Origin of the sequence: Pedobacter sp. BS3, from assembly GCF_008274585.1 — a bacterium.
Taxonomy (GTDB): Bacteria; Bacteroidota; Bacteroidia; order Sphingobacteriales; family Sphingobacteriaceae; genus Hufsiella_A.
Genome location: NZ_VTRT01000005.1, coordinates 343,695 through 370,650, shown reverse-complemented (window position 1 = coordinate 370,650; position 26,956 = coordinate 343,695). Strand labels below are relative to the sequence as shown.

Annotated in this window: 19 protein-coding genes; 3 read left to right on the top strand and 16 right to left on the bottom strand. The window is 44.9% G+C overall.

Annotated features, from left to right (window positions below):
• Positions 1 to 14 precede the first annotated feature (14 nt).
• From FW774_RS15055 to FW774_RS15015, 9 genes are all read right to left on the bottom strand, one after another.
• On the bottom strand, positions 15 to 3,128 hold the full coding sequence (locus FW774_RS15055) for a SusC/RagA family TonB-linked outer membrane protein (protein WP_149349023.1): 3,114 nt from the start codon (positions 3,126 to 3,128) through the stop codon (positions 15 to 17).
• A gap of 776 nt (positions 3,129 to 3,904) precedes the next feature.
• Positions 3,905 to 5,194 carry an NAD(P)/FAD-dependent oxidoreductase gene (locus FW774_RS15050; protein ID WP_149349022.1) on the bottom strand — a complete coding sequence of 430 codons (1,290 nt, stop codon included), beginning with the start codon at positions 5,192 to 5,194 and terminating at the stop codon, positions 3,905 to 3,907.
• 103 nt (positions 5,195 to 5,297) lie between these two features.
• Entirely contained in the window at positions 5,298 to 5,621 is a 324-nt protein-coding gene (locus FW774_RS15045) for a 2Fe-2S iron-sulfur cluster-binding protein (RefSeq protein ID WP_149349021.1), read from the bottom strand.
• A 1-nt stretch (position 5,622) separates the two neighbouring features.
• A complete protein-coding gene (locus FW774_RS15040) occupies positions 5,623 to 6,633 on the bottom strand; it encodes an NAD(P)/FAD-dependent oxidoreductase (protein WP_149349020.1) in 1,011 nt (336 codons plus the stop codon).
• Entirely contained in the window at positions 6,630 to 7,070 is a 441-nt protein-coding gene (locus FW774_RS15035) for a MarR family winged helix-turn-helix transcriptional regulator (RefSeq protein WP_149349019.1), read from the bottom strand. Before FW774_RS15035 ends, FW774_RS15040 begins: the two co-directional genes overlap by 4 nt.
• A 381-nt stretch (positions 7,071 to 7,451) precedes the next feature.
• The gene (locus FW774_RS15030; RefSeq protein ID WP_242457846.1) at positions 7,452 to 7,613 is read right to left on the bottom strand and encodes a type II toxin-antitoxin system YoeB family toxin; all 162 of its coding nucleotides are present in this window, start codon (positions 7,611 to 7,613) and stop codon (positions 7,452 to 7,454) included.
• Entirely contained in the window at positions 7,610 to 7,834 is a 225-nt protein-coding gene (locus FW774_RS15025; protein ID WP_149349018.1) for a prevent-host-death protein, read from the bottom strand. The genes FW774_RS15030 and FW774_RS15025 overlap by 4 nt, the downstream gene beginning before the upstream one ends.
• 93 nt (positions 7,835 to 7,927) lie before the next feature.
• On the bottom strand, positions 7,928 to 8,197 hold the full coding sequence (locus tag FW774_RS15020; protein ID WP_149349017.1) for a Txe/YoeB family addiction module toxin: 270 nt from the start codon (positions 8,195 to 8,197) through the stop codon (positions 7,928 to 7,930).
• Positions 8,194 to 8,418, bottom strand: a complete 225-nt coding sequence (locus FW774_RS15015; protein ID WP_149349016.1) for a hypothetical protein — start codon at positions 8,416 to 8,418, stop codon at positions 8,194 to 8,196. The genes FW774_RS15020 and FW774_RS15015 overlap by 4 nt, the downstream gene beginning before the upstream one ends.
• A 339-nt stretch (positions 8,419 to 8,757) precedes the next feature.
• Here FW774_RS15015 and FW774_RS15010 point away from each other — a divergent pair, with 339 nt between their 5' ends.
• The 3 genes from FW774_RS15010 to FW774_RS20925 all read left to right on the top strand — a co-directional run bounded on the left by FW774_RS15010 (position 8,758) and on the right by FW774_RS20925 (position 13,510).
• Entirely contained in the window at positions 8,758 to 12,891 is a 4,134-nt protein-coding gene (locus FW774_RS15010) for a hybrid sensor histidine kinase/response regulator transcription factor (protein WP_149349015.1), read from the top strand.
• 42 nt (positions 12,892 to 12,933) lie between these two features.
• Positions 12,934 to 13,167, top strand: a complete 234-nt coding sequence (locus FW774_RS15005; RefSeq protein ID WP_149349014.1) for a DUF433 domain-containing protein — start codon at positions 12,934 to 12,936, stop codon at positions 13,165 to 13,167.
• A gap of 73 nt (positions 13,168 to 13,240) precedes the next feature.
• A complete protein-coding gene (locus FW774_RS20925) occupies positions 13,241 to 13,510 on the top strand; it encodes a DUF5615 family PIN-like protein (protein ID WP_410522742.1) in 270 nt (89 codons plus the stop codon).
• A gap of 206 nt (positions 13,511 to 13,716) precedes the next feature.
• Here the strand turns inward: FW774_RS20925 and FW774_RS15000 are convergent, their stop codons facing one another.
• The 7 genes from FW774_RS15000 to FW774_RS14970 form a co-directional block, all read right to left on the bottom strand.
• Positions 13,717 to 15,465, bottom strand: coding sequence for a DUF4998 domain-containing protein (locus FW774_RS15000; RefSeq protein ID WP_187774912.1), 1,749 nt, complete (start codon positions 15,463 to 15,465; stop codon positions 13,717 to 13,719).
• A 13-nt stretch (positions 15,466 to 15,478) separates the two neighbouring features.
• Positions 15,479 to 17,269, bottom strand: coding sequence for a DUF4998 domain-containing protein (locus tag FW774_RS14995; protein WP_149349012.1), 1,791 nt, complete (start codon positions 17,267 to 17,269; stop codon positions 15,479 to 15,481).
• A gap of 13 nt (positions 17,270 to 17,282) precedes the next feature.
• Entirely contained in the window at positions 17,283 to 18,671 is a 1,389-nt protein-coding gene (locus FW774_RS14990; protein ID WP_149349011.1) for a hypothetical protein, read from the bottom strand.
• Positions 18,672 to 18,811: 140 nt separating this feature from the next.
• Positions 18,812 to 20,275, bottom strand: coding sequence for a hypothetical protein (locus tag FW774_RS14985; protein WP_149349010.1), 1,464 nt, complete (start codon positions 20,273 to 20,275; stop codon positions 18,812 to 18,814).
• A gap of 104 nt (positions 20,276 to 20,379) precedes the next feature.
• Positions 20,380 to 22,131, bottom strand: a complete 1,752-nt coding sequence (locus FW774_RS14980) for a RagB/SusD family nutrient uptake outer membrane protein (protein WP_197739869.1) — start codon at positions 22,129 to 22,131, stop codon at positions 20,380 to 20,382.
• A 14-nt stretch (positions 22,132 to 22,145) separates the two neighbouring features.
• Positions 22,146 to 25,214, bottom strand: coding sequence for a SusC/RagA family TonB-linked outer membrane protein (locus tag FW774_RS14975; RefSeq protein WP_149349009.1), 3,069 nt, complete (start codon positions 25,212 to 25,214; stop codon positions 22,146 to 22,148).
• Between the two features lie 39 nt (positions 25,215 to 25,253).
• A complete protein-coding gene (locus FW774_RS14970; RefSeq protein WP_149349008.1) occupies positions 25,254 to 26,945 on the bottom strand; it encodes a RagB/SusD family nutrient uptake outer membrane protein in 1,692 nt (563 codons plus the stop codon).
• Positions 26,946 to 26,956: the final 11 nt, after the last annotated feature.

Genomic DNA, 26,956 nt, shown 5'->3' with positions numbered 1-26,956 from the left:
ATTACTGTATATGCTTATTTAAGAGTTGTTGTAATACCCAGCGAGAATGTTCGCGGAATGGGATACGCATTTTCATCTACTCCCCAGCCAGATGTTGGGTCGGCTCCACCCACGTTAACTTCCGGGTTCATACCGCTATAACCGGTTATTACAAAGGCCTGCTGCACAGAGGCATATACTCTTATATTTTTAAACATCACGTTCTTTTTCAATGGTACGGTATATCCCAGCGAGATATTTTTAGCGGCAAGGTAAGAACCGTTCTCTATCCACTGAGAGTTAACTTCCCGGCCAAGGGCTGTTGTCCCGGTTTTGGTACGCGGATAAGCACCGGAGCCCGGATTTTCAGGCGAGCGCCAGTAATTATCCAGCACATCGGCCAGCAGCACGCGGGAGCCATCCATATTGGTTTGGTAGGCCCATTTTGCAGCATTTAACAGCTTGCCTCCTACCGAGAAGGTCATATCAATATTCAGGTCAAAATTTTTGTACCTGAAATTGTTAATCATCCCACCGGTAAAAGTTGGCGTTGGATCGCCAATAAACGTACGGTCGTTCACATCGTCAATTACACCATCACCATTAATATCCTTAACCTTGATCGTACCCACATCAGAGCTTCCGTTCGGGTTAGTTGCAGTAGGCAAATATTTGGCAGAATTAGCCAGATCTGCCGCATCTTTGTATAATCCTAAGAATACAAACCCGTAAAACTCTCCGAGGTGATGCCCTTCCTGCTGCCGATAGTAATCGGATGTTACCGTATTGTTGCGCCGGATATAGCCCGGAGAAACCAATGTTTTAATCAAATTCCTGTCGAAAGAAAGATTTAAGCTGGTATTCCATGTCAGCTTACCGGTTAAATTCCGGGATGATACCGTAAACTCATGCCCCCACATTTCCAGCTTGCCTACATTATCAAGTATGTCCGCAAATCCTGAAGATTTAGGCATCGGCCTGCTCATAATCAGGTCATCGGTAATTTTATGATAATAGTCGTATGTAAAGCTGATCCGGTTGCTCAATACCGCTATGTCCAGACCTATGTCAAACTGCTTATTACGCTCCCACCGCAAATCCTTATTAGGCAACCGGTTATTGATCGATCCCTGGGTAATCGTATTATTAAAATTGTAATAATAATTACCAATAGTTGCCTGGGCCTCATAATTTCTGGGGAAAGAATTATTACCGGTCAGACCATAGCCCGCCCGTATTTTTAACAGGTCGATCTGCCTGAATTTTGCCATGAACGGCTCATCGCTCACTATCCAGCCGGCAGATATAGAGGGAAAAACTCCATACTGTGAGTTTTCACCAAAACGGGAGGAGCCATCACGCCTGAAAGCGCCGGATAACAGGTATTTACCTTTGTAATTATAGTTTAAACGGGCAATGGTAGAGAGCATGGAATATGCCGTATAGCTACTGTTCCCGGTAACACTGGTAGCCGCTGTGAGGTATTCAATATCATCGCTGGCAAAGCCCAGCCCCGTCAGGGTATTACCGTTTTGAGAAAACTTTTGTGCCGAGTAGCCTACCAGGGCTTCTATGTGATGATCTTCAAAAAACGTCTTTTTGTACTCCAGGTTTGTTTCTACTGTCCATGAGCCGTTATCAACCGAAGAGCTGGTTCCGGTGGTCTGTCCCGGCGTAGAGGTTACCTGCCCCGACTGGAAATATTTACGGGTTTCGGCTCCTTTATCTACCGATACATTGGTTTTAATGCTTAGGCCCGGCAAAAATTCGTAATTAAGGTAGGTACTTGCTAAAATGCGGGTAGTATAATAATCATCGTTGGTAAGATTATAAATGGCCAGGGGGTTAATATAGCTTACCATACCCGGTGAATTTACAGCACGAATGTAGCTTCCGTCTTCATTGTATGGGCTGATCAACGGGCTGGCCTCAAAGAAACGTTCAAAAAGACCGCTAACCCCGTCTGTTCCCAAACGGTTATTATGATCTATACGATAGCTTGGCGCTATACTAAACCCTAATTTCAGCTTATTATTGCTTAATGTCAGATCCTGGTTGGCACGAAGCGAGAAAAGCTTTGTTCCATTATTGATAATTACTCCCTGCTGCTCCTGGTAGCCGGCAATAACGGTAGATGAGGAATGCTCGCGAGCCGATTGTATGCTCAGATCATAATTTTGAATAGGCGCCGTACGGGTTAGCAGTTTGTACCAGTTAGTACCTTCGCCATACCTTGATACATCGCCCTGGTACTCAGCAGGTATATTGGCCGGGTTAAAATTCTCATATTTTACTTTGTCTTCATAGCGTTCCTGCATAAACCGGGCAAACTGTTCTGCGTTCATCGGTTTAGGGACTCTTTCGGTTGGTATCTTCTGGGTACCGTAGTTACCGGAGAACTCTATTTTTGATTCGCCTGCCTTTGCATGCTTTGTGGTAATCAGCACTACACCGTTGGCTGCTCTTGAACCATATAACGACGTAGCCGAAGCATCTTTTAAGATACTGAAACTTTCTATTTCGCTTGGATTGATATTATTGATGCTACCTGTGATCGGGATACCATCGATCACAAAAAGCGGCTGGTTATCGGCATAGAACGAAGCGGCCCCCCGGATGCGAAAACTAACACCCTGCCCGGGTTTCCCACTCTGCTGTGAAACCTGCACACCGGCAACTTTGCCCTGTAACTGCTGTGCAAACTGGTTTACCGGCATATCCTGCATTCCTTTGGCTTCAACCACACCAATAGAACCGGTAACTTCACGTGCTCTCTGCTTACCATAGCTTACAACTACTTCCTGTAGCTGGTTATTGGTTACCAGGCTAAAATTGGTACTTGTTTCTGCACCGGCGGTCACTTTAACATCTTTAGCTATTGCCTTAGTGTAACCAATAAAAGATGCCACAACGGTATAAGTACCTTCGGGAACCCTGATCATATAATTTCCTTCTACATCGGCTACAGCACCGTACGATGTACCCGAAACCGATACAGAGGCGCCTGCCAGCGGCCCCGACTGATCGCTGACCTTTCCTTTTATTATACCATTTTGAGCCTGCGGGAACGCCTGAATACTGCTAAACAGAATAAGTAATAGCAGGTAACAGTACCGGCATCTGATTTCGAAATGTTGACTTTTTTCCATAATAATTTAGATTTAAATAGTTATTGCATGATGAGAGTAAATTGGTTTACATAAAGTTAGACCGGACAGCTACCATATCTGTTATGTACCATCCTGCTGTTTGAAATTATTTTTAACAGTTTTAAATACTATTAAATAAATAATAAACTATTTTAAAGAACAAAAAGAAAGATAAGATGCTGCTTTTGTAAACATTATGACAGCGTGTATCCGGCATCATGCTTATAACCACATGAAACATTTATGCCCTTTAATAAACTTTAGTTTAACCTGAGCCCGATTAATAATCCTGCTCAAAACGGGTTTAACAGAGGTTATTCATTAGTCTTTATGTTTCTCAATGGTATTCATGAGCTCGCCTTGCTCGGTTGCTTTCCCGAAATCTTTAGACGAAGATCCCGGCCTTCGCATTAGCGTTAAATTTTTGATTATTAATTAATTTATTTATTTTATATAGTTATGAGCAAAAAAACAACAAGCGAAATGGCGGCACAGACAGAGCTAAAAGGCCCTGAACCCCGTCACCCTGAGCTTGATTCTTAACTTGACGCCTATGCGAAGTCTCGGTAGAGGAGACCACGAAGTAGCTGCGAAGCAAAATCCCCGCGTTAATTATGGATGTTTTGGTATCATGAAAAGCCTGAATAGGCTGCAACCGGCTTTCTTAGGTGAATAGCTGGAAATATTCTGAATGGAATAAATGCGTGTATGGCCTGAAATGGTTAAATCAGATCAGGTCAGATCGTAATTCGCCAATCTAAAATTGTTTAACCGAATTATTTCTGCCGTGTATCTTCCGTCATTGACTGGCGGTTAAAAGGGCGAATGATCAGGCGGATACCACGGTCGTAGCTGAAATAGCTCCACACCCAGTTTACAAACGTAACCACCTTGTTCCTGAAACCTACTAAGGTCATCAGGTGAACGAACATCCACACAAACCAGGCAAAAAATCCACTGAAATGCAGCTTACCAATATCTACCACAGCTTTATTGCGCCCTACGGTAGCCATCGAACCTTTATCAAAGTACTTAAACGGCTCGGTAGGTTCTTTATTGATCAGGTGAATGATGTTTTTAGCCAGGTGTCTTCCCTGCTGCTGCGCTACTGGGGCAACACCGGGATGCCCGTTGGGATACTCATCGGTGCTCATAGAAGCTACATCGCCAATAGCGAAAATATTATCGAAACCGATCACACGGTTTATCTCATCTACCCGGATACGGTTTCCCCGCACCACGCTATCCTTCGGGATACCCGGAATAACTTCGCCTAATACTCCGGCAGACCAGATCACATTTTCTGAAATAATGCTTTGCCCGGATGATAAATTGAGATGGAGACCATCGTAATTTAAAACACGTACGCCGGTAAGCACATTCACTCCCATATCCAGCAAGAATTGATACGCGTTGCGATGCGACTTCTCTGACATTGGGCCCAATACCACGTCAGAACCTTCTACCAGGTACACGTGCATATTGTTGGGGTCTAACTCCGGGTAATCTTTATGCAGGATGTGCCGTTTCAGCTCGGAAATCGCCCCGGCCAGCTCCACACCGGTGGGCCCCGCTCCAACTATCACAAAATTGAGCAGTCCGGCTTTCTTTTCGGGGTCGGTTTCAATTAATGCTTCTTCGAGGTTTTGCAAAATCATGCTCCGCAGGTTAAGCGCCTCGGGTATGGTTTTCATGGGCATGGTATAATGCTCAAGCTCTTTGGAGCCAAAGAAATTGGTATCTGAACCGGTGGCAAGCACCAGGTAATCATAACCGATCTCTCCGATACTGGTATCTACCACGTTACGCTCGGGGAAGATCTGTTTTACTTCGGTATTTCTGAATGTAAAATTTTTCTGGCCTTTAAATATCTTTCGCAACGGAAATGCAATAGAATCGGGTTCAAGCCCACCGGTTGCAACCTGGTATAATAAGGGCTGAAATGTATGATAATTATGCCTGTCGAGCATTAATACGTGTACTTCCCTGCCCCGTAGTTTCTTGGCTAATTCTATCCCTCCAAATCCGCCGCCAACAATAACAACTTTAGGAAATTTGTGATCCATGTTAAAAAGTCAAAAGTTAAAACTCAAAAATAAAAAACTGCAAAATCAAAAGCCCTGCGATGTTAAAAGTCAAAATCAACCTTTGTATCATAACATCTACGGCTTATGAATGTTCATCGCCTTTAAGGCGAATTGTCAATCCATCCGGGATTTGATTATTCCAAAGCTGGCACGATAAGCGATCGCCGGATGCGGTATGCGGCAGTATATCCAGCATGTCCAGTTCTGCACCCGTGGGGCCGGGAAGCTGTTCTGCACCCTGCAGCACCTCTATCAAACAGGTGGCACATAGCGCTATTCCGCCACAGGTTGCCAGTATCCGATACCCGGCCTCCTTTAACGATTCCATTAAATTTTGCTTCGAATTTGCGGGAATTGTTAACGTTTTCCGCTCGCCATTGCGATCTTCTACAGTGATTGTTGCCATATTAAAAAGAATTTACACCGTATACGGTAGTATATTTAAACGTAAGCTTCTCATCGGGATAAACGTATTTGAATGCACTTTGAGCCATCAGGGCCGCTTCGTGAAAGCCACACAATATCAGCTTCAGCTTGCCCGGATAGGTATTGATATCGCCAATGGCATAAATGCCTGCTACATTGGTGCCAAAATCGGCTGTGTTTACGGTTATTGCCGATTTGTCGATATTCAATCCCCAGTTTGCTATCGGCCCCAATTTAGGGCTTAATCCAAACAACGGGATGAGATGGTCGGCAGCGATGACATTGCTTTCACCTTTGCGATTTTGTATAGTTACCTGCTGCAAATGCCCGGTTCCCTGTATGGTTGTGACATTGGATTGCAGTATCAACCGGATCCTGCCTGTTTCGGCCATGCTGAAAACTTTTTCAGCCGAATCGGGCGCCCCTCTGAATGTATCGCCGCGATGCACCAGTGTTACCTCCGAAGCAACATCCGACAGGAAAATTGTCCAGTCTAAAGCGGAATCGCCGCCCCCGGCAATAACAATTTTTTTATCCCTGAACAGCTCGGGATTCTTCACCATATAGGCTACACCTTTACCTTCAAATAATTCCAGGTTTCCAATATCCGGTTTGCGTGGCTCAAAGCATCCCAGCCCACCTGCTATAACTATTACTTTGCACTGCACGGTAGTATTTTCGTTGGTTGTTACTATAAACGAACCGTCGGGTTGCTTATCAATTATCTCAACACGTTCGCCCAGTGTGAATTGCGGATCAAAAGGGCTGATTTGCTCCAATAACCGGTCAACCAGATCCTGTGCTTTAATTTCCGGGTAACCGGGAATATCGTATATCGGCTTTTGCGGATAAATTTCTGAAAGCTGACCGCCCACCTGTGGCAGAGCATCAATTACATGACAACGCATTTTGAGCAGCCCGGCTTCAAATACTGCAAAAAGCCCGACCGGGCCGGCGCCTATAATACCTATATCCGTTTTAATAGCATTCATTCGTTCAGTTCGAGATTGTTGTAAATAGTATTCAATATTCGTTTCAGGGTTTCATAATCCCGTTCGGTAAGGTTTTTCCAGGCTTTCATTCGTATCCGGTTAACCCTGGGAGTCCATTGCGTAACAACGGCCATACCGGCTGCCGTAAGGTGAACCACAAAACACCGCCGGTCTGAAGCATGCTGCCTTCTTTCGGCATAACCTTTTTTGCACAGCAGATCTACTATTCGGGTCAAGGTAGGCTGATCTTTACCGGTAAGCTCTGCCAATTCGCTCTGGTTCAGATCATTGTGATTATTCAACGTTTTAAGCACCAGCCATTGGTCTACCGTGATATTAAACTGCTGCTCGGCAAAACACCGCTGGGCATATTGCTTTACACGCCGGGCCGTTCTGTCAAGCAGCAGGGAATATTGATGATACAATTCGTTTGCCATACAAATAATTAGTACAACAAATATCTGAAAAGTAATTGACTCAATTTTAATGTTGATTGAAATTTAACAATACGATTACAAGATGATTTTTCCCTAAGAATATGCTTAAATTTCATGGATATGGTCATTGTGGCTGGACGGTGAAGACACCGTCCATGACTTCAGCTGCTGCTAGTGTCTCCACCAGCCCCAATAAAAACATAATTCCATGAAATTTAAACATGTTCTAAATTCCGCCCTGCCGGAGAACCTCAGGGCTTTCAGGGGGCTTTTTTATTTATCGTCATAGTACCCCCAGGCAGACAATACCAGTACGGTAACAATCGATTCCTAAACCTGGTAGACCAACCTGTGTTTATCCAATATTCTTCTTGACCAGGTTTAATGTTTTAGCAGTTCCGGTTTACCTGTGCCGGAGGCAGGATGTATCGTCAGTTCTTCGAGTAAGTTATTCAACTTTTTAAAAAGTATTTTATTACCCGATTTCTTTATTTTCTGTATGTCATTTTTAGACTCTTCCGTAAAATCAAGAAAATAACTCATAAGTTATCTAAAAAAGACTTAAGTTCTGATTTATTTCGGATTGTAGTAACCCTGCCTTCCGCCGCCTGTTTGATAGACCTGTCAATTTTTGCGTAAAACTCCTCTTTAGTCATTTTGGTCTCGTCCTCTTTTATTTTAAGCTTTTTAGCCCCTAAAACTTTGAGGATGGTCCGGATCTTTGAAACCTCAGATTCTTCTATTTCAAATGAAAGCACTGCCATGTTTCTTAAATTTAGTATTCTTATATTTTACGGTTTACTTTCTTCAACCAAAATTTTTGCACCCCTGTACCGGCTTTATTTCTTCACTTATCGTCATAGTGCCCCCCAGGCAGACAATACCAGTACGGTAACGATCGATTCCTGAACCTGGTAAACCAGCCGGTGTTTATCCGATATTCTTCTTGACCAGGTTGGCAACGCGTAATGTTTTAGACGTTCCGGTTTACCTGTGCCGGAGGTAGGATGCTCTTCCAGTTCACCCAAAAGTGAAAGGAATTTTTTTAATGATTTTTTGTCGCCTGATTTCTCTAACTTTTTAATATCGTTTTCGGCATTATCCGTCAAAACTATTTCGTATCTCATAAAATACTTTTAAAAAGTTCCTTTTTCAGCTCAGGGGTGAGTTTCTGAACTTTTCCTTCCGCAGCTTGCTTGATAGATTCATCAATTTTTGCGTAAAACTCCTCTTTAGTCATTTTAGTCTCGTCCTCTTTTACTTTAAGCTTTTTAGCTCCTAATGCTTTGAGGATGGTCCGGATCTTTGAAACCTCAGATTCTTCTATTTCAAATGAAAGTACTGCCATGATTACCCAAATTTAATGTTTTACATTTTACGATTTACTTCTTCAACAAAATCTTTCAATACTAATCTTGCTTTTTCGATCATATTACAAAAATACATAAAAGCAATAAGCATACTACACTTCCTTGCAGTATAATAACTTCATAATTGACCCAGCTATTTACAGTTGAGAGAACATAACCGGTAATACCAATTTTATCATTTATATTATTGATTGACTATAATTATCAGTAACTTTAAAACAATCAATTAACCCTAATATTACCCCGTGCTGAATCTCGCAAAAAGCAGACCATCGATAAGTTTACGCAGGTATTTCATACTTTGCTGCAGTTGTTTCATGTTCCTTCCCGGAGCAAACGTTCATGCCCAGAATCATATTACATTTAAACGGCTTACCATTAACGAAGGCCTTTCTCAAAACACCGTTTTTACCATTATGCAGGATAAAACCGGCTTTATCTGGATAGGTACCGAAGACGGCCTGAATAAATACGACGGCTATGAGTTTACGATCTACAAGCATGACAACAATAATCCGCACAGCTTGAGCCACAGCCAGGTAAATGCCCTGTATGAAGATCCTAAAGGAAATTTCTGGGTAGGAACTTCCGACGGGCTTAACCTGTTTGACAGGAATACCGAAACGTTTACCCGTGTAAGCACCGGCATGAATAAAGACAGCGAGTCTAATGATTTTATTACTTCCTTTTTATACGACAGCTACGGAAACCTGTGGATTGGAACCTATAACGGGTTAAAACGATTTGATTATCCGTCTAAGAAAATAATCGCGTATGACCTAGGAGGCAATACAGGAAATACCGGTGGTGTACGGGTTCAGACCATATTTCAGGATACGCATAAACTACTCTGGATCGGGACCGGTAAAGATCTGAAATGTTTTGATCCTGCAAAAGGAAAGATCATCCCCTTGCCTGCCATACTTCAAAACAACCTGGAGCTGCGAAGAAGTAATGTACGAACAATAAAACAGCTTAAAAACGGCGAATACTGGTTTGGTACAGAAACTTCCGGGTTGTACCGTTATAACCCGCAAACCAATACCTGCGTGAATTACAAAAACAATCCGCAGGATAAAAACAGTCTGCCGGTGAGCATCGTCCGCACTATTTTCCCTTATTCTGATAACGAGTTATGGATTGGAACCCGTGATGGTCTCAGCATTTTGAATCTCACCAACAATCATTTTTACAACTATAAATACAATCACTACGACCCGACAACATTAAGCCACAATTCCATCCGGTACATTATGAAAGACCGTGCCGGTAACATGTGGATTGGCACTTATGCCGGCGGTTTAAATGTTTTTTCGCTGAGCAGCACCAACTTCTCTTACCTGGGCGAGCAGTTTGGTAAAGAACCAGGTCTTACGCATCGGGTTGTAAGCTCTATTCTTAAAGCAGACAACGGCGCTTTTTGGATAGGAACCGAAGGCGGCGGTTTAAATTATATCGACCGTAAAAATGCTGTTTTTAAAAGCTACGTGATAAACAGCAAGCAGCAAAATATTGTCAAATGCCTGGCTAAAGATGCCAAAGGTAACCTGTGGATTGGCACTTATGATGGCGTTAGTTATATGGATACCCAAACCGGCGCTATTACCAGCTATGAGATAAGTGAGCACGATGCCAAACCGGAGAATAAACAGGTATATGCACTGGCTATTGATAAAGACGGTATCTGGCTGGGAACCGACGGCCGGGGATTGAAATTCATGGACCGGCAGGGACATATAACCACCTATACACATAATATTAAAGATAAGAAAAGCATCAGCGGCAATATTATCCTGGCATTGCTAAAGGACAACAGCAATAACTTGTGGATCGGGACAGAAAGAGGTTTGAGCTATTACGATAAAAGCACTAATTCTTTCACAGAATACACCAATAACATCCGCAATCCGCACAGTATCAGCCGCAATACCATTTTATCACTATTTTTTGATTCAAAGCAACGGTTGTGGATTGGTACCGAAGGCGGCGGACTAAATATGTTTGACAAAGGCGCCGGCAGATTTTATACCATAACGGATAAAAACGGGCTGGCCAATACGGTTATTCATAACATCCGCGAAGACAGAATGCATAATTTATGGGTAAGTACCAATAAAGGCTTATCAAGAATAACGTTTAAAAACTTTAACCAGCCCTTTCTTAAAAATGCAGTTAGCATAATGAATTATACTGTCGCGGATGGTTTGCAAAGTAACCAGTTCGCATCGGGAGCGGCGGAAACCGGCGAAGATGGTGAATTACTTTTTGGCGGAATCAATGGAATTACCACATTTTTCCCCGAAAAAATTATCCGCAACACCTTTAAGCCCAAAGTAGTTATTACCGATTTCCTGATCAAAAACACCCCGGTAACTATCAATACCCAAAATTCGCCATTGAAAAAGGCCATTGAACAAACGAGAAAAGTTACGTTAACACATGATCAAGCCTTTTTTACATTCAAATTTGCAGCCCTGAATTATGTAAATCCCGACAAAAATCAATACGCTTACCGGTTGGAAGGATTTTATGATGATGACTGGCATTATGTAGGCAACCAGCGTATGGCTACGTATACTAATCTGGATGCCGGAAAATATACGTTCCAGGTAAAAGCCGCCAACAACGATGGCGTATGGAATGACGAAATAAAAAGCATTCGTATTACCGTTTTACCGCCCTGGTGGAAAACCTGGTGGGCATACCTGCTTTACGCAGCAATTATGAGCTCTTTGCTTTACCTGTTTTACTACTATTCTTTAAAAACGGTACGGTTAAAAAATGACCTGGAATTTGAGCACAGAAGCCATGAAAAGGATCAGGAACTGGCCCAGCGCAAGCTCAGCTTCTTTACCAACATCTCTCACGAGATTAAAACGCCGCTCACCCTGATACTGGCGCCTATTGATAAGCTGCTCAGTATGAACGAAGGCAACAATAAAATACAGAACCAGCTGATGCTGATGCAGCGTAACGGCGAGCGCCTGATACGCCTGATAAACCAGTTGCTTGATTTCAGAAAGTTTGAGTCGGGCAGCATGAAGCTACAGGCTGCCGAGGGTAATATCGTGCGGTTCATTAAAGAAATTGTCATGGCGTTTGAATCTTATGCCGCCCACCGTAAAATCAAAATCAAGCTTATTCCCGAAAATCCGCGGATCAGGCTCTGGTTTGACCGGGATAAACTGGAAAAAGTAATCTACAACCTGCTTTCCAACGCATTAAAGTTCACGCCAGAAGGTGGTCAGGTGACTATCCGCATCAAAACGTCATTGCCCGAGTCTGAGAAAGAATTGTTACTCATTGAAGTAGAAGACAACGGTATTGGCATTCCACCGCAGCATATCAGCAAAATATTTGAGCAGTTTAATCATTATGATGATAACGGAACCAATAGTAATGGCACAGGTATCGGGCTGGCCTTTTCAAAGGGGCTGATAGCCCTTCATCATGGCGATGTAACCGTAGAAAGCCGGGTAGCTACGCCGGAACATCATGGATACACCTGCTTCAAAATCACGCTTCCGTTAGGCAATGAACACCTGTCTGAAAATGAGATCATCTCCAACTACAAAGACAGCGAAAACATTGAAAGCTACCGCGAATCTGAGATAACAGGCACTGCCAAACAAGCCATAGAGAAAAGAAAGCAGCACGTATTAAGCACTGCCGGTAAAGATAAAATGATTATGCTGGTGGTTGAAGACAATGTTGAGGTGCAGCAGTTTGTCTCCTCGCATTTTGAGCAGGAGTTTGAGATACATACGGCATCAAACGGTTTACAGGGATTTGAAATTGCGCTGAATATCATTCCCGATATCATCATCAGCGATGTGATGATGCCTGAAATGAACGGTATCGCTTTATGTAGTAAACTGAAAGCAGATACACGTACCAGCCACGTTCCGGTTATTTTACTCACTGCCCGCACACCGCTCATCTTTAAAATCGAGGGGCTGGAAACCGGTGCTGATGATTATATTACCAAGCCGTTTAACCTAACCATGCTGGAAGCACGGGTATGGAACCTGCTGGATTCCAGACAGAAACTGCGTGAACGTTATCGTAAGGAAATCAGCCTGCAACCTACCAATATTGCCATTACTTCTCCCGATGAGAAATTTCTGGAAAAGGTGATGAATTTTATTGAAAAGAATATTACCGAGCCCACACTGAGCGTGGAAGAGCTGGGTAAAGAAGTAGGCATGAGCCGGGTTACGCTGTACCGTAAAATCAAAGCCTTAACCAACCAGACAGCCATTGAGTTTATCAGGAGTGTACGGCTTAAACGTGCGGCGCAACTGCTTGAACAAAATAAGCTGAATGTAAATGAAGTTGCTTATATGGTCGGGTTCCTGGATATTGATTATTTCCGTAGATGTTTTAAAGACCAGTTTGGACATACACCAAAAGAATACGCCAGTTTCAGTAATGAGAAACGGGATGTGTGAGGATATTTCGTTTTATATACACTATATTTGTATATTTAAGTCATGGATAACCTTTTGTCTCGTATAACCATTAACCCTGAGGTTGGACACGGAAAGCCAACTATCAGAAACACCAGGTATCTTGTGGAGTCAATGTTGGAATATCTCGCGGGTGGCGATAGTATCGATGAGCTTTTAAGCGAGTTCAAAGACTTACAACGTGAGGATATTCTTGCCTGTATTGCTTACGCATCGGCATCCATGAAACTTAAAGATATCGAAGTGCCGGCGGCATGAAATTTCTCATTGATGCACATTTACCAGCTTCGTTAGCATCTTTCTTTAACGGACATGAGTTGTTCACACATCGATGCTTGAAGCAGGAAATACTACCACTGATAGTAATACTAATATGCTATCTATTTTAGAGGAATATATATTAATCACTAAGGATTCTGACTTTTATTATTCTTACATAAGCTCAAGAAAACCACATAAGCTTGTTTTCGTAAAGTTGGGCAATATGCGATTAAAGGAACTAAAATCATATTTTGAACGTAACGCCTCGGCGATAATAAAATTATTAGAAGAATATTCCTTTTTAATTCTCGAGCCAGAGAGGATTAGGATATTGGAGTAATATCTACCAAAACTCTGGCTTAAGTTTCAGCTGGGTATTGAGCACTGGATAACTTAAGCCTTAGAATAGCAGAAAAGTTTTAAAACTTTCCTGAAAATACGGCGTTACAAACGCCAGATAAATATGCACCCGTTAGGAAACGGGCGCAAGCAAAAAGTATGCACCCGTTAATAACGAATGCATACAATTATTAATCAAACTTAGATTTATTTGTTCGCTATGGCATCAAATAACGCCCGTTGCACGCCATAATATGCCGGTTTTTTGTGGTAATTTTCATCATACAATAACGGCGCCTGTCCGTACATCCAGTTGGGGTCATTATTATCCCTTAATCCCCAAAGGGAGATTAAATTAACACCGCTTTTAAGCGCTGCCGTTACAACATCATAATAGTCTTTGCGTTGCTGATCTGCAAGCGCTTTAGTCCAGGGCTGCGGCTGCGAATTAACCTTGGCAGAAACGATGTCTAGTTCTGTAATATGAACATCAACTCCGGCGTCTTTAAATTTCTTTACGGTTTTCATGAAAGTATCATAACCGTTCGGGTATGACGCCCCAATGGTCATGTGGCCCTGAATACCTACAACATCTATCGGACGATTTGTCGCTTTTAAATGCTTTATTAATTGATAAAAGGCTTTGTACTTCGTATAATACCGGTCGCTCGGATCGCCGTTTTCCATACCGTAATCCCGAAGCTCTAACAGGGCATTTGTTTTTTCGCGGCAATATTGAAACGCTTTTCCGATAAACACCGGATGTTTCAGGTTAACCTGGTCGGTACCTTTTAATCCTGACGCATCATCTTCCCAGCCCATATCGTCCCACTTCATATCCCGGTAGGTGCCGTCGTTGTTAAACAATTCGTTTGCCACGTTCCACACATCAACCTTGGATTTATTATCATTGCTGTCCATGATCTCATTCACCAGCTTTTTCAGCATAGCATCCATCTCGGTTGGCGTAAACGTACCACCGGTAAACCATGCCGGCATATAATTATCCGGACCTGTGATCAACATGGCCGTTACCTTATCGTATTGTCCGCGGCTCCAGTTAATTACTGCGTTTACATCGTTAAAATCGGAAGGAGTATCTTTATTCCAGCGACCGGGGCCCCAGGTAGCTTGCCCGATATTGAATTCTTTTTTACATAGCTCAGTATAAATATGGTTAGGTGAACCGTCGTTGATCACACCATGTGACGCACCTCCCCCATAACTAATCAGGCTGCCAAAGAAAATACCTTTTGCCTTGGCCAGATCCTTCAGACTGCCGGTTATCACCGTATCGGTTTTGAACGCGGCGGCAATGGTATCGATAGCTGATAGCGGGCGGAAAAATGTGTGATGGGTAATGGTGGTGTACAGCGTTCCGGGTTTGATGTTTTCCAGCAGCGTAGAGTCTGCCGATGATGGAACATTCACCTTTTGCGCTGCACCGGAAGCATCTGTATAATTGACCTCCGTTAACACGGATTCTTCGTCTGCCGCTCCCCAGTACACAATGGCGGTTCCATTATCGTATAAAATATCCTTTACCGGACGGCTTTGCAGGGTTTGGGCGTACTGGCTCCCAAAGACCGTTCCGGTAATCTTTACAGGGATAGAGCTATTGCCTTTGGCATCGTAAGTGATGATCTCAAAGGTATATTCGCCTTCTTCCAGCGGTTCAATGATCGCTTTTATGGAATCCTGCTCAATGGGAACTTCCATCACATTTGCCCGGTTATTCCAATATATTTTGGCGGTTACCGCATCGGTTCCGGGTACGGCAAACTTTATTTCCACGCGGTTCTTTCCCGAAAGGGATTGTACGGAATCTGCTTTTTCGATATACAAACGGCTGCCGTCTTTAAACAGTTCCGTATCGTCTTTACAGCCTGTAATAGCGAAGAAGAGCAGGATAAATCCTGAAAGATAACAGAAGCAGTTAGCCTGAATGGTTTTCATGTACATCAGTTTATCAGGGGTTGATTTTCGCATCGAAAAATGCCCGTTGTACGCCGTAATATGCCGGCTTCTTGTTATAATTTTCATCAAACAGCAACGGACTCTGCCCTACCCGCCAACCCGGATCGTTATTATCCCGTAATCCCCAAAGGGAAATTAAGTTAACGCCAGCCTCAACAGCTGTTTTAACCACATTGTAATAATCTTTACGCTGCTGTTCGGCCAGCGTTTTTGTCCAGGGTTGCAGCTGTGAGCCTGGCATTAGTGATACAATATCCAACTCGGTTAAATAAACATCCAGTCCGGCATCTTTATATCTCTTTATCGCTTTTTTAAAGGTATCATAGCTGCCCGCCGGCACATCCGCTTTCATATTGGCAGCCGTACCCACAGCCGTACCTTTGCCGATCATCATGTGCGCCTGTATGCCCACCACATTAACCGGTCGGTTAGTAGCTTTCAGGTGTTTTACCAGCTGATAAAACGCTTTGTATTTATAATATGACGGCGATTTGGGATCATCATTCTCAATACCGTAATCCCGAAGCTCTAACAGGGCATTGGTTCTTTCTCGGCAGTATTGAAACGCCTTGCCAATAAATGCCGGGTGTTTCAGGTTAACCTGGTCGGTACCTTTTAATCCTGATGCATCATCTTCCCAGCCCATGTCGTTCCATTTCATATTACGATAGGTACCGTCTTCGTTAAACAGCTCATTGGCTACGCACCACACATCAACCTTGGATTTATTGTCATTGCTGTCCATAATTTCGTTCACCAGGTTTTTGAGCAGCACGTCCATTTCCTGCGGCGTGAACGTACCGTTATCAAACCAGTCGGGCATATAATTATTCGGGCCGGTGATCAGCATGGTTTCTACTTTATCATACTGGTTCCGGCTCCAGTTAATTACTGCATTTACATCGTTAAAATTAGATGGCGGAGTCATGCTCCAGCGGGTTGGCCCCCAGGTAGCTTGCCCAAGATTGAACTCGCTCCTGCACAATTTGGTGTAAATGCCATTGGGCGAGCCATCGTAAATAACGCCATGCGTTGTGCCTCCCCCATAGCTGATCAGGCTGCCAAACAAGATACCCTTTGCCTTGGCCAGATCCTTCAGACTGCCGGTTACCACCGTATCGGTTTTGAACGCGGCGGCAATGGTATCGATAGCTGATACCGGGCGGAAAAACGTGTGATGGGTAATGGTGGTGTACAGCGTTCCGGGTTTGATGTTTTCCAGCAGCGTAGAGTCTGCCGATGATGGAACGCTCACCTTTTTTGCCGTACCGGAAGCATCCGTATAACTGACTTCTGTTACTACCGATTCTGCGTCTGCCGCTCCCCAGTATACAATGGCGGTTCCGTTATCATACAGAATATCTTTCACAGCTCTGCTTTGCAGGGTTTGGGCGTACTGGCTGCCATAAGCTGTTCCTACAATCTTTACCGGAATGGAGCTGTTGCCTTTGGCATCGTAGGTGATGATCTCAAAGGTATATTCGCCTTCTTCCAGCGGTTCAATGATCGCTTTGATGGAATCTCCCTGTACCGGGACTTCAATAGCATTTGCCCGGTTGTTCCAGTATATTTTAGCGCTCACTGCATCGGTGCCGGGTACGGCAAACTTTATTTCCACGCGGTTCTTCCCCGAAAGGGATTGTACGGAATCTGCTTTTTCGATGTATAAGCGGCTGCCGTCCTGGAACAGGTCGGTATCATCTTTACAGCCTGATATTGCGAAGAAGAGCAGCAGGATGAATCCTGGAAGATAATAGAAACAATTGGTTTGAATAGTTTTCATAACATTGATCTGATTATAGGCCTACTGCACCTCTCCAGGTGGTGGCAATCCTGATACCGTCTATAGTAGCGCTTAAAACTCCGGTGTTCTGCCTGATGGCTACATCATTAAGCGTTGTCGGATTCGTTCCGGTTGATGATACGACAGTCGGCGTAGCCGGTTCGGTCACCGTAGGAACGCCGTCAACAATATACAGGCTGGACGCCTTGGCTGTAAAATCGTATTTAATAACCACCAGGTACGTGGTGTTATAGTTGTAAGTAGCTGTAGGATACTGTGCGGAAGAATTTTTGCCCACCCCGAACACCAGCTTACCGTTGCCGTCGTCTTTGGCATACAAACGGTTAAAGAAGCCGCCGGAATTATCCCGCAGGGAGAAGAAGAAATCACCGGTACCTGCAGCCGATAGCTTCATTAACGAAGCGACATACACCGTGCCTGTAGTTTGAGGCGTAAAGACACGGGCAATATCTTCACGTGAAAAATCGCCATGCTCAATGGTTACCGCCCCTCCGATACCTGAGCTGCCGTATAACGGGAAGGTCAGGCCCTGTGTAATATAAGTCACTGGTATCGATCCCGGAGCAGAATAAGCCACCCAGTCCGGCGAAAGCCGGGTCAGGAAATTTGACTCATTGCCGTACTCGAAGTTCTCGTTCAAAAGCGGAACTTCGGGCACATAAGGAACGTTGCCGCTTTCTGTTCCGCTTACCGAAATGATCACATTTTGCGCATCAGGCGTTGTATTGCTTATGGAACCTGTTATCGCCTGATTCTGGCCGGTTGACGGTGCAAATTTTACATATACCTTTGCCGGTGCGCTCAGCACATCGGTAGGAATAGTTAATGTTTTACTGTATTGTGTATCGTTTAACGATACCAGGAAATTGTCTGACGCCGTTACGGCAACCGGCCCCCTGAGATGAGTTCCTGAAATGGTGTAGAATTTTGACGCTGACTGGGCGCCTTTATTTACACTTCCAAAATCGTCCAGCGTGGTAACCGATGCCGTGATTTCGGGAATAAACCAATCGTTACCCCGCATGGTTACGGTGGCAGTACGGCTGTTCAGATCTCCCAGTATAGCGCCACCGGTTGTAGCTATAATTTTGAATACTACGGTTGGATTGCCATCAAAATTGTGGGCCGAAGTAATTGTAAAAGAAGCTGTATCTGCACCTTTATCCAGGTTCAGCACGATATCGCCCGATGTAGCTTCGGGGCTGGTAGTATATTGCGTACCGTCCGCCGAGCTGCTTTCGTCAATATGAATAGTTACCGTGCCGGCTTTCTCTAAAGGATGATCCAGGGTCAGGGTAATGGGTAAGCCTTCTGCCCTGTCTTTTTCCACAATAAATGTTTTGCTGCTGAAGGTAACCCGTGTCGGTATGATCAGTTCCATTTCCTCGATCTTATCATTACAGGAGCTGAAACTTATTCCAGCAAATAAAACGATCGCTGACAACGCCACAGCGTTAAAGCCTGATATTAAATTTTTTCTAAGATTCATCGTTCTTTTTATTTTAACGTATCTGTTGCCAATTATAACCCGATGACTTCTGACCACGAGGTAGCAACCCGGATTCCATCCAGTGTTACAGACAGGGGCACTGTTGTATTTTGCCTGATGATCACATCACCAACCTGAGCAGGGCCACTTCCCACATCTGTTGTAGCCGCAGGTTCCGGCTCTGTTTCCGGTGGGGCATCGGCAAAGACAAACAGGGATGATACCCCGGATGTAAAATCATATTTGGTGACAACCAGATAAGTAGTGCCATAGCTGCAGGCTACAGGCGCATAAGCGGTGGTTGCTGAACTTTTACCGAGCCCGAACGCTGCGCTGCCGCCATTATCCTTAACATATAAGCGGTTAATATATGCCGTACCATCCCGTAGTGAGGTAAAGAAATCGCCGCTTCCGGCAGCCGCAACATTGATCAGCTGGGCCACATAAATGGTTCCCGAATTTTGCGAAGCAAATGTTCTGAACATGTCCTCTCTGGACTCTTTTCCATTTTCGGAAGAAGCAGCACCGCCTGTACCTGAACCGGCATAGCCGCTAAAGGTCAGGCCGGTTGTAACATATTTTACAGGAACAGTAGATCCGGAGAATACGGCCCAGTTGCTGCCGGCCACATCTTTAAGATTGCCTGCCGATGCGCCATAATCAAAATCTTCATTCAAAAGAAGCGAGCCTCCCGCAACCACGTTACCGGTCTCACGGCCGCTTACCACTACATTCTTCTCAATAACGCCGGTCGAATAGTTAACAATAGTACCATTCAGCACCTTATTTTGCCCGCTGGCCGGTGCAAAGCGCACAAATACGGCCACAGGTGTGGTGCTTGCCGTATGGTAATCAATAGTTACCGTTTTACTGAATGTGGTATTATTTAATGATACCTCAAAGTTATCGGAAGCAACTACCAGGATATTTGAACTCAATGCCGACCCTCGTACCGTATATGATTTTGAGGCGGAAACTTCACCGTTTCTTACGCTGCCAAAATCTGCCAGGCTGTTAGCAGAGATAATTATTTCCGGGATGGTTGGGTTGTTACCCATCATGTTAATGGTGGCTACGGTACCGGCATTAGCCAGCTTGATACCGCCGGTAGCAGAGGCTATTTTAAAGATGAGGGTCTTATTCTCATCAAAATTACCCGATGAGGTAACCGTAAAGGATGCTTCTAAAGCTCCTTTTTCAAGATTCAGCGTGATAGCGCCCGAAGATATACCGGGATCTGTGGTAAAGTCTGCGCCGGTTGCCGTACTGGCATTATCTACATTAATAACCACGCTGCCGGCTTCTTCCAGGGGTAATGATAAAGGCAATGTAACTTTCAACGCCTCAACAGACCCTTTCTCAATGGTATACGATGCCTTATCGAATTTGACCGATGCAATATTAAGCGGTATTCCCGGATAATCTTTTTCGCAGGCATTAAACAATGCTCCGCAAAGCATTGCAATCAATAGCAGTGTAAATTTTTTTAATTTCATAACTCAGATTTTAAAAACCAGGTATTAAGCTGTTTCATTCCGTTATATGTTTATGGTGGTTAAATCCGGATGGGCCCTTTTTACAGCAGCCCATCCGGCAATGATCACCAACCAGGATTTTGCTGTAAGTCGGGCGATTTATTGATCTCATCCTGCGGTATTGGCCACAAATACCATTTTGGCGCTTCAAATACCGGCGTTCTTACATTCACCAGCTCATACGTATAGGTACTGCCGGTTTTAGTTATTTTCATTCCGTGCAAGGGTTTATTCGATACATTCTCGGCAATTTTCCAGCGACGAACATCCCAATAACGGTGCTCCTCGTAAGCCAGCTCCACACGGCGCTCATTCTGAATAACGGTACGCATAGCCTCCTGGCTCATTCCGGCTGTCAGGCCGTACAGGTTATCCGTTCCCGGGTTTATACCGGCACGTTTCCTGATCTGAACCAGCAGATCATACACTTCCTGCGGCGGAACATCGTTAGCTTCATTCAGCGCTTCGGCTTTGTTAAGTAAGATCTCCGCATACCGGATCAGAGGCAAGCAACGTTGTGTAGTAGGTGATGCACTACTGCTTTTGATGGTATTTTCATCCAGCATTTTGCGGATGTAATAACCGGTTTTGGTTTGCGAACCGTTTTGTGTGGTATATGCATCAACTCCCGAGCCCACATAGGTATACACCGGCGTAATGGTTTTGCTGGTGTTTAACCGAAGCCCTTCGTTATATAAAATGGAATAGGATAACCGCGGATCACGGTTGACATACGGATTGGCTGCATCATACCCGGTGGGATTGCTGCCTGATTTTACATCTTCGGTAATGGGCTTACCATTAATTGTACCAAAGGCATCTACCATTTCCTGGTACGGAAAAGCGCCGTTGGTACCGGTGCGTGAAGGCGGATCCCAGATGGATTCTAAGGTTCTGTTCGAGCCTTCCATAGCCTGTAGTATGTACTCTGAATTTACCCGCAGTGTAAATACTTTTTGAAAGCCGTGCCCGGCCGGGCTGGTTTCCTCATACAGGCTATATTGGCCTAAGCTGATCACATCCTGTGCCGCATCTGCCGCCTTTACCCAACGCTGCCTGTCGTATGTGGGATACCCCAATACACCGGCCAGGTTTTCGGGCTGGTTTGTACGCCCGTTGAATAAGGGACTTGCAGCATACAGTAACAGCCGTGAACGCAAAGCCAGGCAAGCGCCTTTGGTTATACGGCCGTAATCCAATCCGATACGTACCGGCGGAAGCAGGTCTGCCGCAGCCCGGCACTCGGATTCAATATAGTTTACACATTCCTCAAACGTGTTCCGTTTACCGGGGATCTCATCTGTTGGCCCGTACACATTATCGCCAACCAGGGGTATACCGCCGTAATGCTTTAACATAATAAAATAGTACCAGGCACGCAGAAACCGGGCTTCGCCTTCAACACGGGCTTTTAAAGCGGATGAAAGCGGCGTTGACGGCAGATGTAATAATAGCACATTGGCCCGGCGGATATCCGCATACGTGGTTGACCATGCGTCATCCGGTATCTGCAAGGCGCTGATGTTACCGGTCTGAAAACGGATGTTCCACTGATCGCCGCCCACGGCTGCCATTTCGGCTTCATCGCAGATGGAGTAAACACCGTTACTACTGCCAAAACGTTTGGGATTCACGCTAAAGCCTATATCCGAATAGATCCGTGTGAGGAACTGCATGGTGCGGGCACTATCGGCAAATACCGATTCCTCGTTCAGGTTTGTTGTTTCTGTTTTATCTAAAAAGTCTTCACCGCTCTTACAGGCGGCTATCATGCCAACAACCACTACCGTAAAGAATAAATATCGTTTCATCATCATGAGTTATATTATGATTAAAAGCCAACCTGTAAGCCCAGGTTATATACCTTTTGCACCGGGTAAGTTCCGGCGCTACCGCTCGATGTTATTTCAGGATCCTGCTGGTACAGGCTAAAGTTTGACCAGGTTGCCAGGTCATAACCGCTGAGATATAAGCGGGCGCTGCTGATACCTAAATGGTTAACCCATTTTTTAGGCAGCATATAACCGATATCTACCGATTTGAGCCGCAGGTATTTTGCATCGATCAGCCAGAAATTTGACGAGGTATTCGGGCTGCTTGGGCCTGAAAGTACAGCGCTTAACCGCGGATAAGTGGCTGTTGCTGCTGTTTCGGGCGTCCAGCGGCCTAAATGTACCGGCTGCAGGTTACCCTGAAACGGTATGATACCAGCCGACGCAATACGGAAACTGTAGTTAAAGCTGCCCTGCAACAGCACATTAATGCTGAATCCTTTATAACCTGCACCCAGCGAAGTACCCAATACCGTTTGGGGCAGGTTGGGTTTACCGATAGGAACCTGGTCTAACTGGTCTATCACCCCATCGCCATTTTTGTCTTCGTATTTCAAATCGCCGGGTTTGGCATTAGCCACATGGGCATAATTGTCAACTTCATCCTGGCTCTGGAAAAAGCCCAGCACATTGTAGCCCGTTGCCTGCCCGATGGGGCGTCCTGTTTCAGCTAACCAGGGATAACGGGCAGCGGCCTCATCAATATACAGGATCTTATTCTTCGCGAACGAGAATGTAAAGGCCGCGGAATATGTAAAATCGCCTTTGTTTTTATTATAGGCTATCTGTCCGTCCCAGCCTTTATTTTCTGTACGGCCCAGGTTAACCAATGGTAAGCCGATACCGATAATGTCTAAAACAGACCTGCGGGAAATTAACTGGTCATAGCGCAGGTCGTAGAAATAATCAATGCCAAATGATAGCTGCCCGTTAAATAACTGGGCATCCAGTCCGATGTCTGTTTTACGTGATTTTTCCCAGGTAATATCTAAGTTTCCTAAATCGCCTTCCTGTATGGTCGGGGCGTTATTATGACTTTCGCCAAATGAATAGTCAGTTGTTGATGAGCCTGTTTCGTAAACCTGCTCATACTTATAGGTATCGTTTGCAACCACGTCTGAACCAACCAGGCCAAATGAGCCTCTTAGCTTCAGCAGATCAACAAATTTAACTGCCTTTTTAAAGAAGGGCTCTTCGGAAATGTTCCAGCCTGCAGATACGGCCGGGAACCAACCGTAGCGGTTCTTGGAAACAAAACGGTCTGAGCCGTTATAGGCTCCGTCAAACTCTATTAAATAGCGTCGTTTATAATCATATCCAAAGCGGAAGGAGTATCCCCGAAAACTATTAGGAGCAACTTCTAATGATTTTTGCCCGGTGGTGTACTGGTTCCTGTTATACAAAACCAAGCCGTATACATGATGCGTATTATCAAACGTACGGTCATAATCCAGAATAGCCTGGGTATTTATCGTTTTAAGAGAAACGTTGTCTGCTGCTCCTCCTGATAAAGTAAGGGGCTCCAGCGTATACAGCTGGTTAGAGTGTTGTGTGTAAGTATTATTTACCGGGTCATAATAAAAGGCCGGTATATGCCCTTCTGCCCGCGATAAGCTGCGAACATAACGTACATCGCTGGCAAAAGCTACCCGTCCTTTTATTGACAGACCTTTGGTGATAAAATCAAGCTTGTGCGTACCACCTAACAGGATATTAAATTCATTGCGATAGGTACGGTCATATCCCTGCAGGGCCAGACGGCCAACCAGGCTGGGCTCCAGGTAGCGTGAACGGAACGCATACGGATAGCTGCCGTCGGGATTTATTAAGGGCATGGCGTACGGCGGTAAACGTTGATAACTGTTCACCGTACTTAACGGCGCAGTGGTAATATGGGGTTCTGTAGTTGTTCCCAGCCTTCCGGTTACATCCAGGCGCAGGCTCAGATCTTTGGTAGCCTGCATATCCAGATTTGAGCGGAAGTTGTAACGCTGGTAGGCATAGTTATTATCGGGCTGACCGGTACCTTTGCTAAAGTTATGCAGCATACCGTTCTGGAACACATAACCTGCCGATACAAAATATTTTACCCGCTCGCTTCCGCCGGAAAGGTCAATGTTATTGCGGGTTTGGTAGGCCCGGTTTTTAAAGATCACGTTGTACCAGTCTACATCCGGGTGCCCATACGGGTCGTCGCCTTTGCGCCAGTGTTCCAGATCTTCGTATGTAAAAGGTAGGGCCGCATCCGGATTATCATTATAGTTGGCTTCATTGTACAGAGAAGCTACCTGGAAGGCGTTCAGATAATGGTATTTCTTGAACGGCTCCTGTAAACCGGATTCGGTAACAAAATTGATCTTGGGCTTACCCAGCTTACCCCGCCGGGTAGTAATGATGAGTACGCCATTTGCGCCTTTTACCCCATAAACCGCTGTAGATGAGGCGTCTTTTAATACGGTAAAGGTCTCTATCTCATTTACATCTAACTGGGCAACCTGATCATACGTGTATTCCACATCATCTACAATGATCAATGGCTTTTGGGCGGCACTGTTCAGGCTATTAACACCGCGGATATAAAAATCGGCGCCTGACTGGCCGGGTTGGCCGGAGCGCTGCTGTGAAATAAACCCGGGTACACGGCCGGCCAGTGTATTCTGAACGTTAGGCGTTGGTGTAGTGCGGATCTCTGCTGCAGAGATAGAGCTTGTAGCCCCGGTATTGGTAATTTTTTTGGTCGTTCCATAGCCTACTACCACTACCTCATCCAACCCTTTGGCATCGGTTTTCAGGTTTACGGTAATAACGGTTTTCCCGGTTACGTTAACCTCCTGGGTAATATAACCAATGCTGGATATCACCAGCGTGTGCGAGCTTCCTTTCAACTGCAGCTGAAATTCGCCACGCTCGTTGGTCACGGTGCCGTTCCCTTTCATTCCTTTCTCTATGATGCTGACTCCCGGCAGAGCGCCCTGCTCATCTTTAACGGTACCACGAATGCTGTTCTGCGCATATATAACATACGGCAGCATACTATATATCAGGATAAACTGTATTATTTTCTTCATAACATCTGTGATTTAATGGTTAACTGTTTCTGCCAATCATTATTCATATCCGGGATTTTGTGTCAGGTTAGGATTCTTGATGATCTCACTGTATGGTATAGCATACCGGTACATACGCGGGGCAATAAACTGAAACGGGATATTCAGGGTTTCTACACGATAATCCAGAAGAGGGCCTGTTTTAGTGATGCGTATACCATGCAAGGGTTTGTTGTATACGTTTTCAGCGATCTTCCAGCGCCGCAGATCCCAGAAGCGTTGCTCTTCAAAAGCCATCTCAATGCGCCGCTCATTGCGTATCAGGTTGCGCATATCGGCTTTAGACAGCAGCGTGCTGCCCAGGCCGTACATTTCATCGTCACCGGCATTGATACCGGCACGTTTACGAATGGCTTTGAGATACGTATAAATAGAATCGCTTACCGATACCGGGCCATCGACCTCATTTTTAGCTTCGGCAAAGCTTAACAGCACATCTGCATACCTGAAGATGATGAAATTGTGATTCTGGGCCGAATAAGCTGTGTTGTTAGCAAAATCGCCCAAAAACTTACGCATATAATACCCGGTTTTGGTTTGTATTGCCGAACCGCCCGGACGGTCACGTCCTCCGTCAAACGTTTCTACGGGACGGCTTAACCAGTTCATCCCGTTATAGAATACGGTCAGCGATAAACGCGGATCGCGGTTTGCGTAAGGGTTTGAGGCATCGTAACCGGTTGGATTTACCGGCGATTTAATGTCGGTTGTAATGGGAAGCCCTTTAATGGTAGGGAAAGCGTCTACCAGTTCCTGCGTAGGGCTGGTACGCCCCTGGCTGGTGGTGCTACCACTAATATAACCTACGGGTGCATTGTTGTTTTCCAGGTCTGTTGAGGTTGAGCGCTGGTAAGCCAGGATAACCTCGCTGTTTGAACGGGAGGTGAATACATTGGCAAATGACGGCTCTAAAGAGAACACATTAAGCCTGATCACATCCGCGGCAGCATTTTTAGCCCGGATCCAACGGTTTATATCATTTGAGGGATTGTTTAACGGACTGGCGGCAAGTAACAATACCTTAGCTTTTAAGGTCAGAGCTACGGCTTGTGTAATTCTGCCATAATCGCCTACTGTTGCCGGGTCGGGCCGTAAGCTGTCTTTAACAGCATCGCATTCAGAAGCGATATAGCTCACACACTCGTCGAATGTATTTCGCGGCAGCTTCAGGTCATCATCTAATGTCAGCACCTTATCGCCTATAATAGGCACACCACCGTAACGCTTTACCAGCTCATAATAAAATATAGCACGCAAGGCACGGGCTTCGGCTTTCCAGTACTGCCCTTCCAGGCGTAATGATTGTTTGAGATGTACTTTATAGAAGTTTTGCAAAAACATATTCGACATCCGGATGGCAGCGTAGTTTTTGCTCCATACGTTATCAGCGCCGGTTAATGCGTTATACCCGCCGTTGGTAAAAGTGGATATGGTTGATCCGTCTTCGCTGGCCACGGCATCATCGGTAGCGGCATCCAGCACATTGCCGCCAATACGGTTAAAGCCGGTGGGCAGGTTAGAATAAATATTATTCAGGAAATAGCTGGCATTGGTACCGGCCGAGTCTTTTGAATCCCACAAATAATCTTCTGTAATAAGCTCCAGCGGCCTGTCTTCCAGGCTTTTAACACAGCTTGCCAGTAAAAGCGCACCGAAGAGGCCATATAAAATTGAATAACGATAATTCATCATGTTAGGATTTT

Bases quoted from the DNA above. Each gene is read 5' to 3' on its own strand.
- FW774_RS14985 (WP_149349010.1), bottom strand. From the start codon at position 20,275: ATGAAATTAAAAAAATTTACACTGCTATTGATTGCAATGCTTTGCGGA.
- FW774_RS15025 (WP_149349018.1), bottom strand. From the start codon at position 7,834: ATGGCAGTGCTTTCATTTGAAATAGAAGAATCTGAGGTTTCAAAGATC.
- FW774_RS15030 (WP_242457846.1), bottom strand. From the start codon at position 7,613: ATGAGTTATTTTCTTGATTTTACGGAAGAGTCTAAAAATGACATACAG.
- FW774_RS14970 (WP_149349008.1), bottom strand. From the start codon at position 26,945: ATGATGAATTATCGTTATTCAATTTTATATGGCCTCTTCGGTGCGCTT.
- FW774_RS15040 (WP_149349020.1), bottom strand. From the start codon at position 6,633: ATGAATGCTATTAAAACGGATATAGGTATTATAGGCGCCGGCCCGGTC.
- FW774_RS14990 (WP_149349011.1), bottom strand. From the start codon at position 18,671: ATGGAACTGATCATACCGACACGGGTTACCTTCAGCAGCAAAACATTT.
- FW774_RS14980 (WP_197739869.1), bottom strand. From the start codon at position 22,131: ATGATGATGAAACGATATTTATTCTTTACGGTAGTGGTTGTTGGCATG.
- FW774_RS14975 (WP_149349009.1), bottom strand. From the start codon at position 25,214: ATGAAGAAAATAATACAGTTTATCCTGATATATAGTATGCTGCCGTAT.
- FW774_RS15050 (WP_149349022.1), bottom strand. From the start codon at position 5,194: ATGGATCACAAATTTCCTAAAGTTGTTATTGTTGGCGGCGGATTTGGA.
- FW774_RS15055 (WP_149349023.1), bottom strand. From the start codon at position 3,128: ATGGAAAAAAGTCAACATTTCGAAATCAGATGCCGGTACTGTTACCTG.
- FW774_RS15020 (WP_149349017.1), bottom strand. From the start codon at position 8,197: ATGAGATACGAAATAGTTTTGACGGATAATGCCGAAAACGATATTAAA.
- FW774_RS15045 (WP_149349021.1), bottom strand. From the start codon at position 5,621: ATGGCAACAATCACTGTAGAAGATCGCAATGGCGAGCGGAAAACGTTA.
- FW774_RS15005 (WP_149349014.1), top strand. From the start codon at position 12,934: ATGGATAACCTTTTGTCTCGTATAACCATTAACCCTGAGGTTGGACAC.
- FW774_RS14995 (WP_149349012.1), bottom strand. From the start codon at position 17,269: ATGAAAACTATTCAAACCAATTGTTTCTATTATCTTCCAGGATTCATC.
- FW774_RS15035 (WP_149349019.1), bottom strand. From the start codon at position 7,070: ATGGCAAACGAATTGTATCATCAATATTCCCTGCTGCTTGACAGAACG.
- FW774_RS20925 (WP_410522742.1), top strand. From the start codon at position 13,241: ATGCTTGAAGCAGGAAATACTACCACTGATAGTAATACTAATATGCTA.
- FW774_RS15010 (WP_149349015.1), top strand. From the start codon at position 8,758: ATGTTCCTTCCCGGAGCAAACGTTCATGCCCAGAATCATATTACATTT.
- FW774_RS15000 (WP_187774912.1), bottom strand. From the start codon at position 15,465: ATGAAAACCATTCAGGCTAACTGCTTCTGTTATCTTTCAGGATTTATC.
- FW774_RS15015 (WP_149349016.1), bottom strand. From the start codon at position 8,418: ATGGCAGTACTTTCATTTGAAATAGAAGAATCTGAGGTTTCAAAGATC.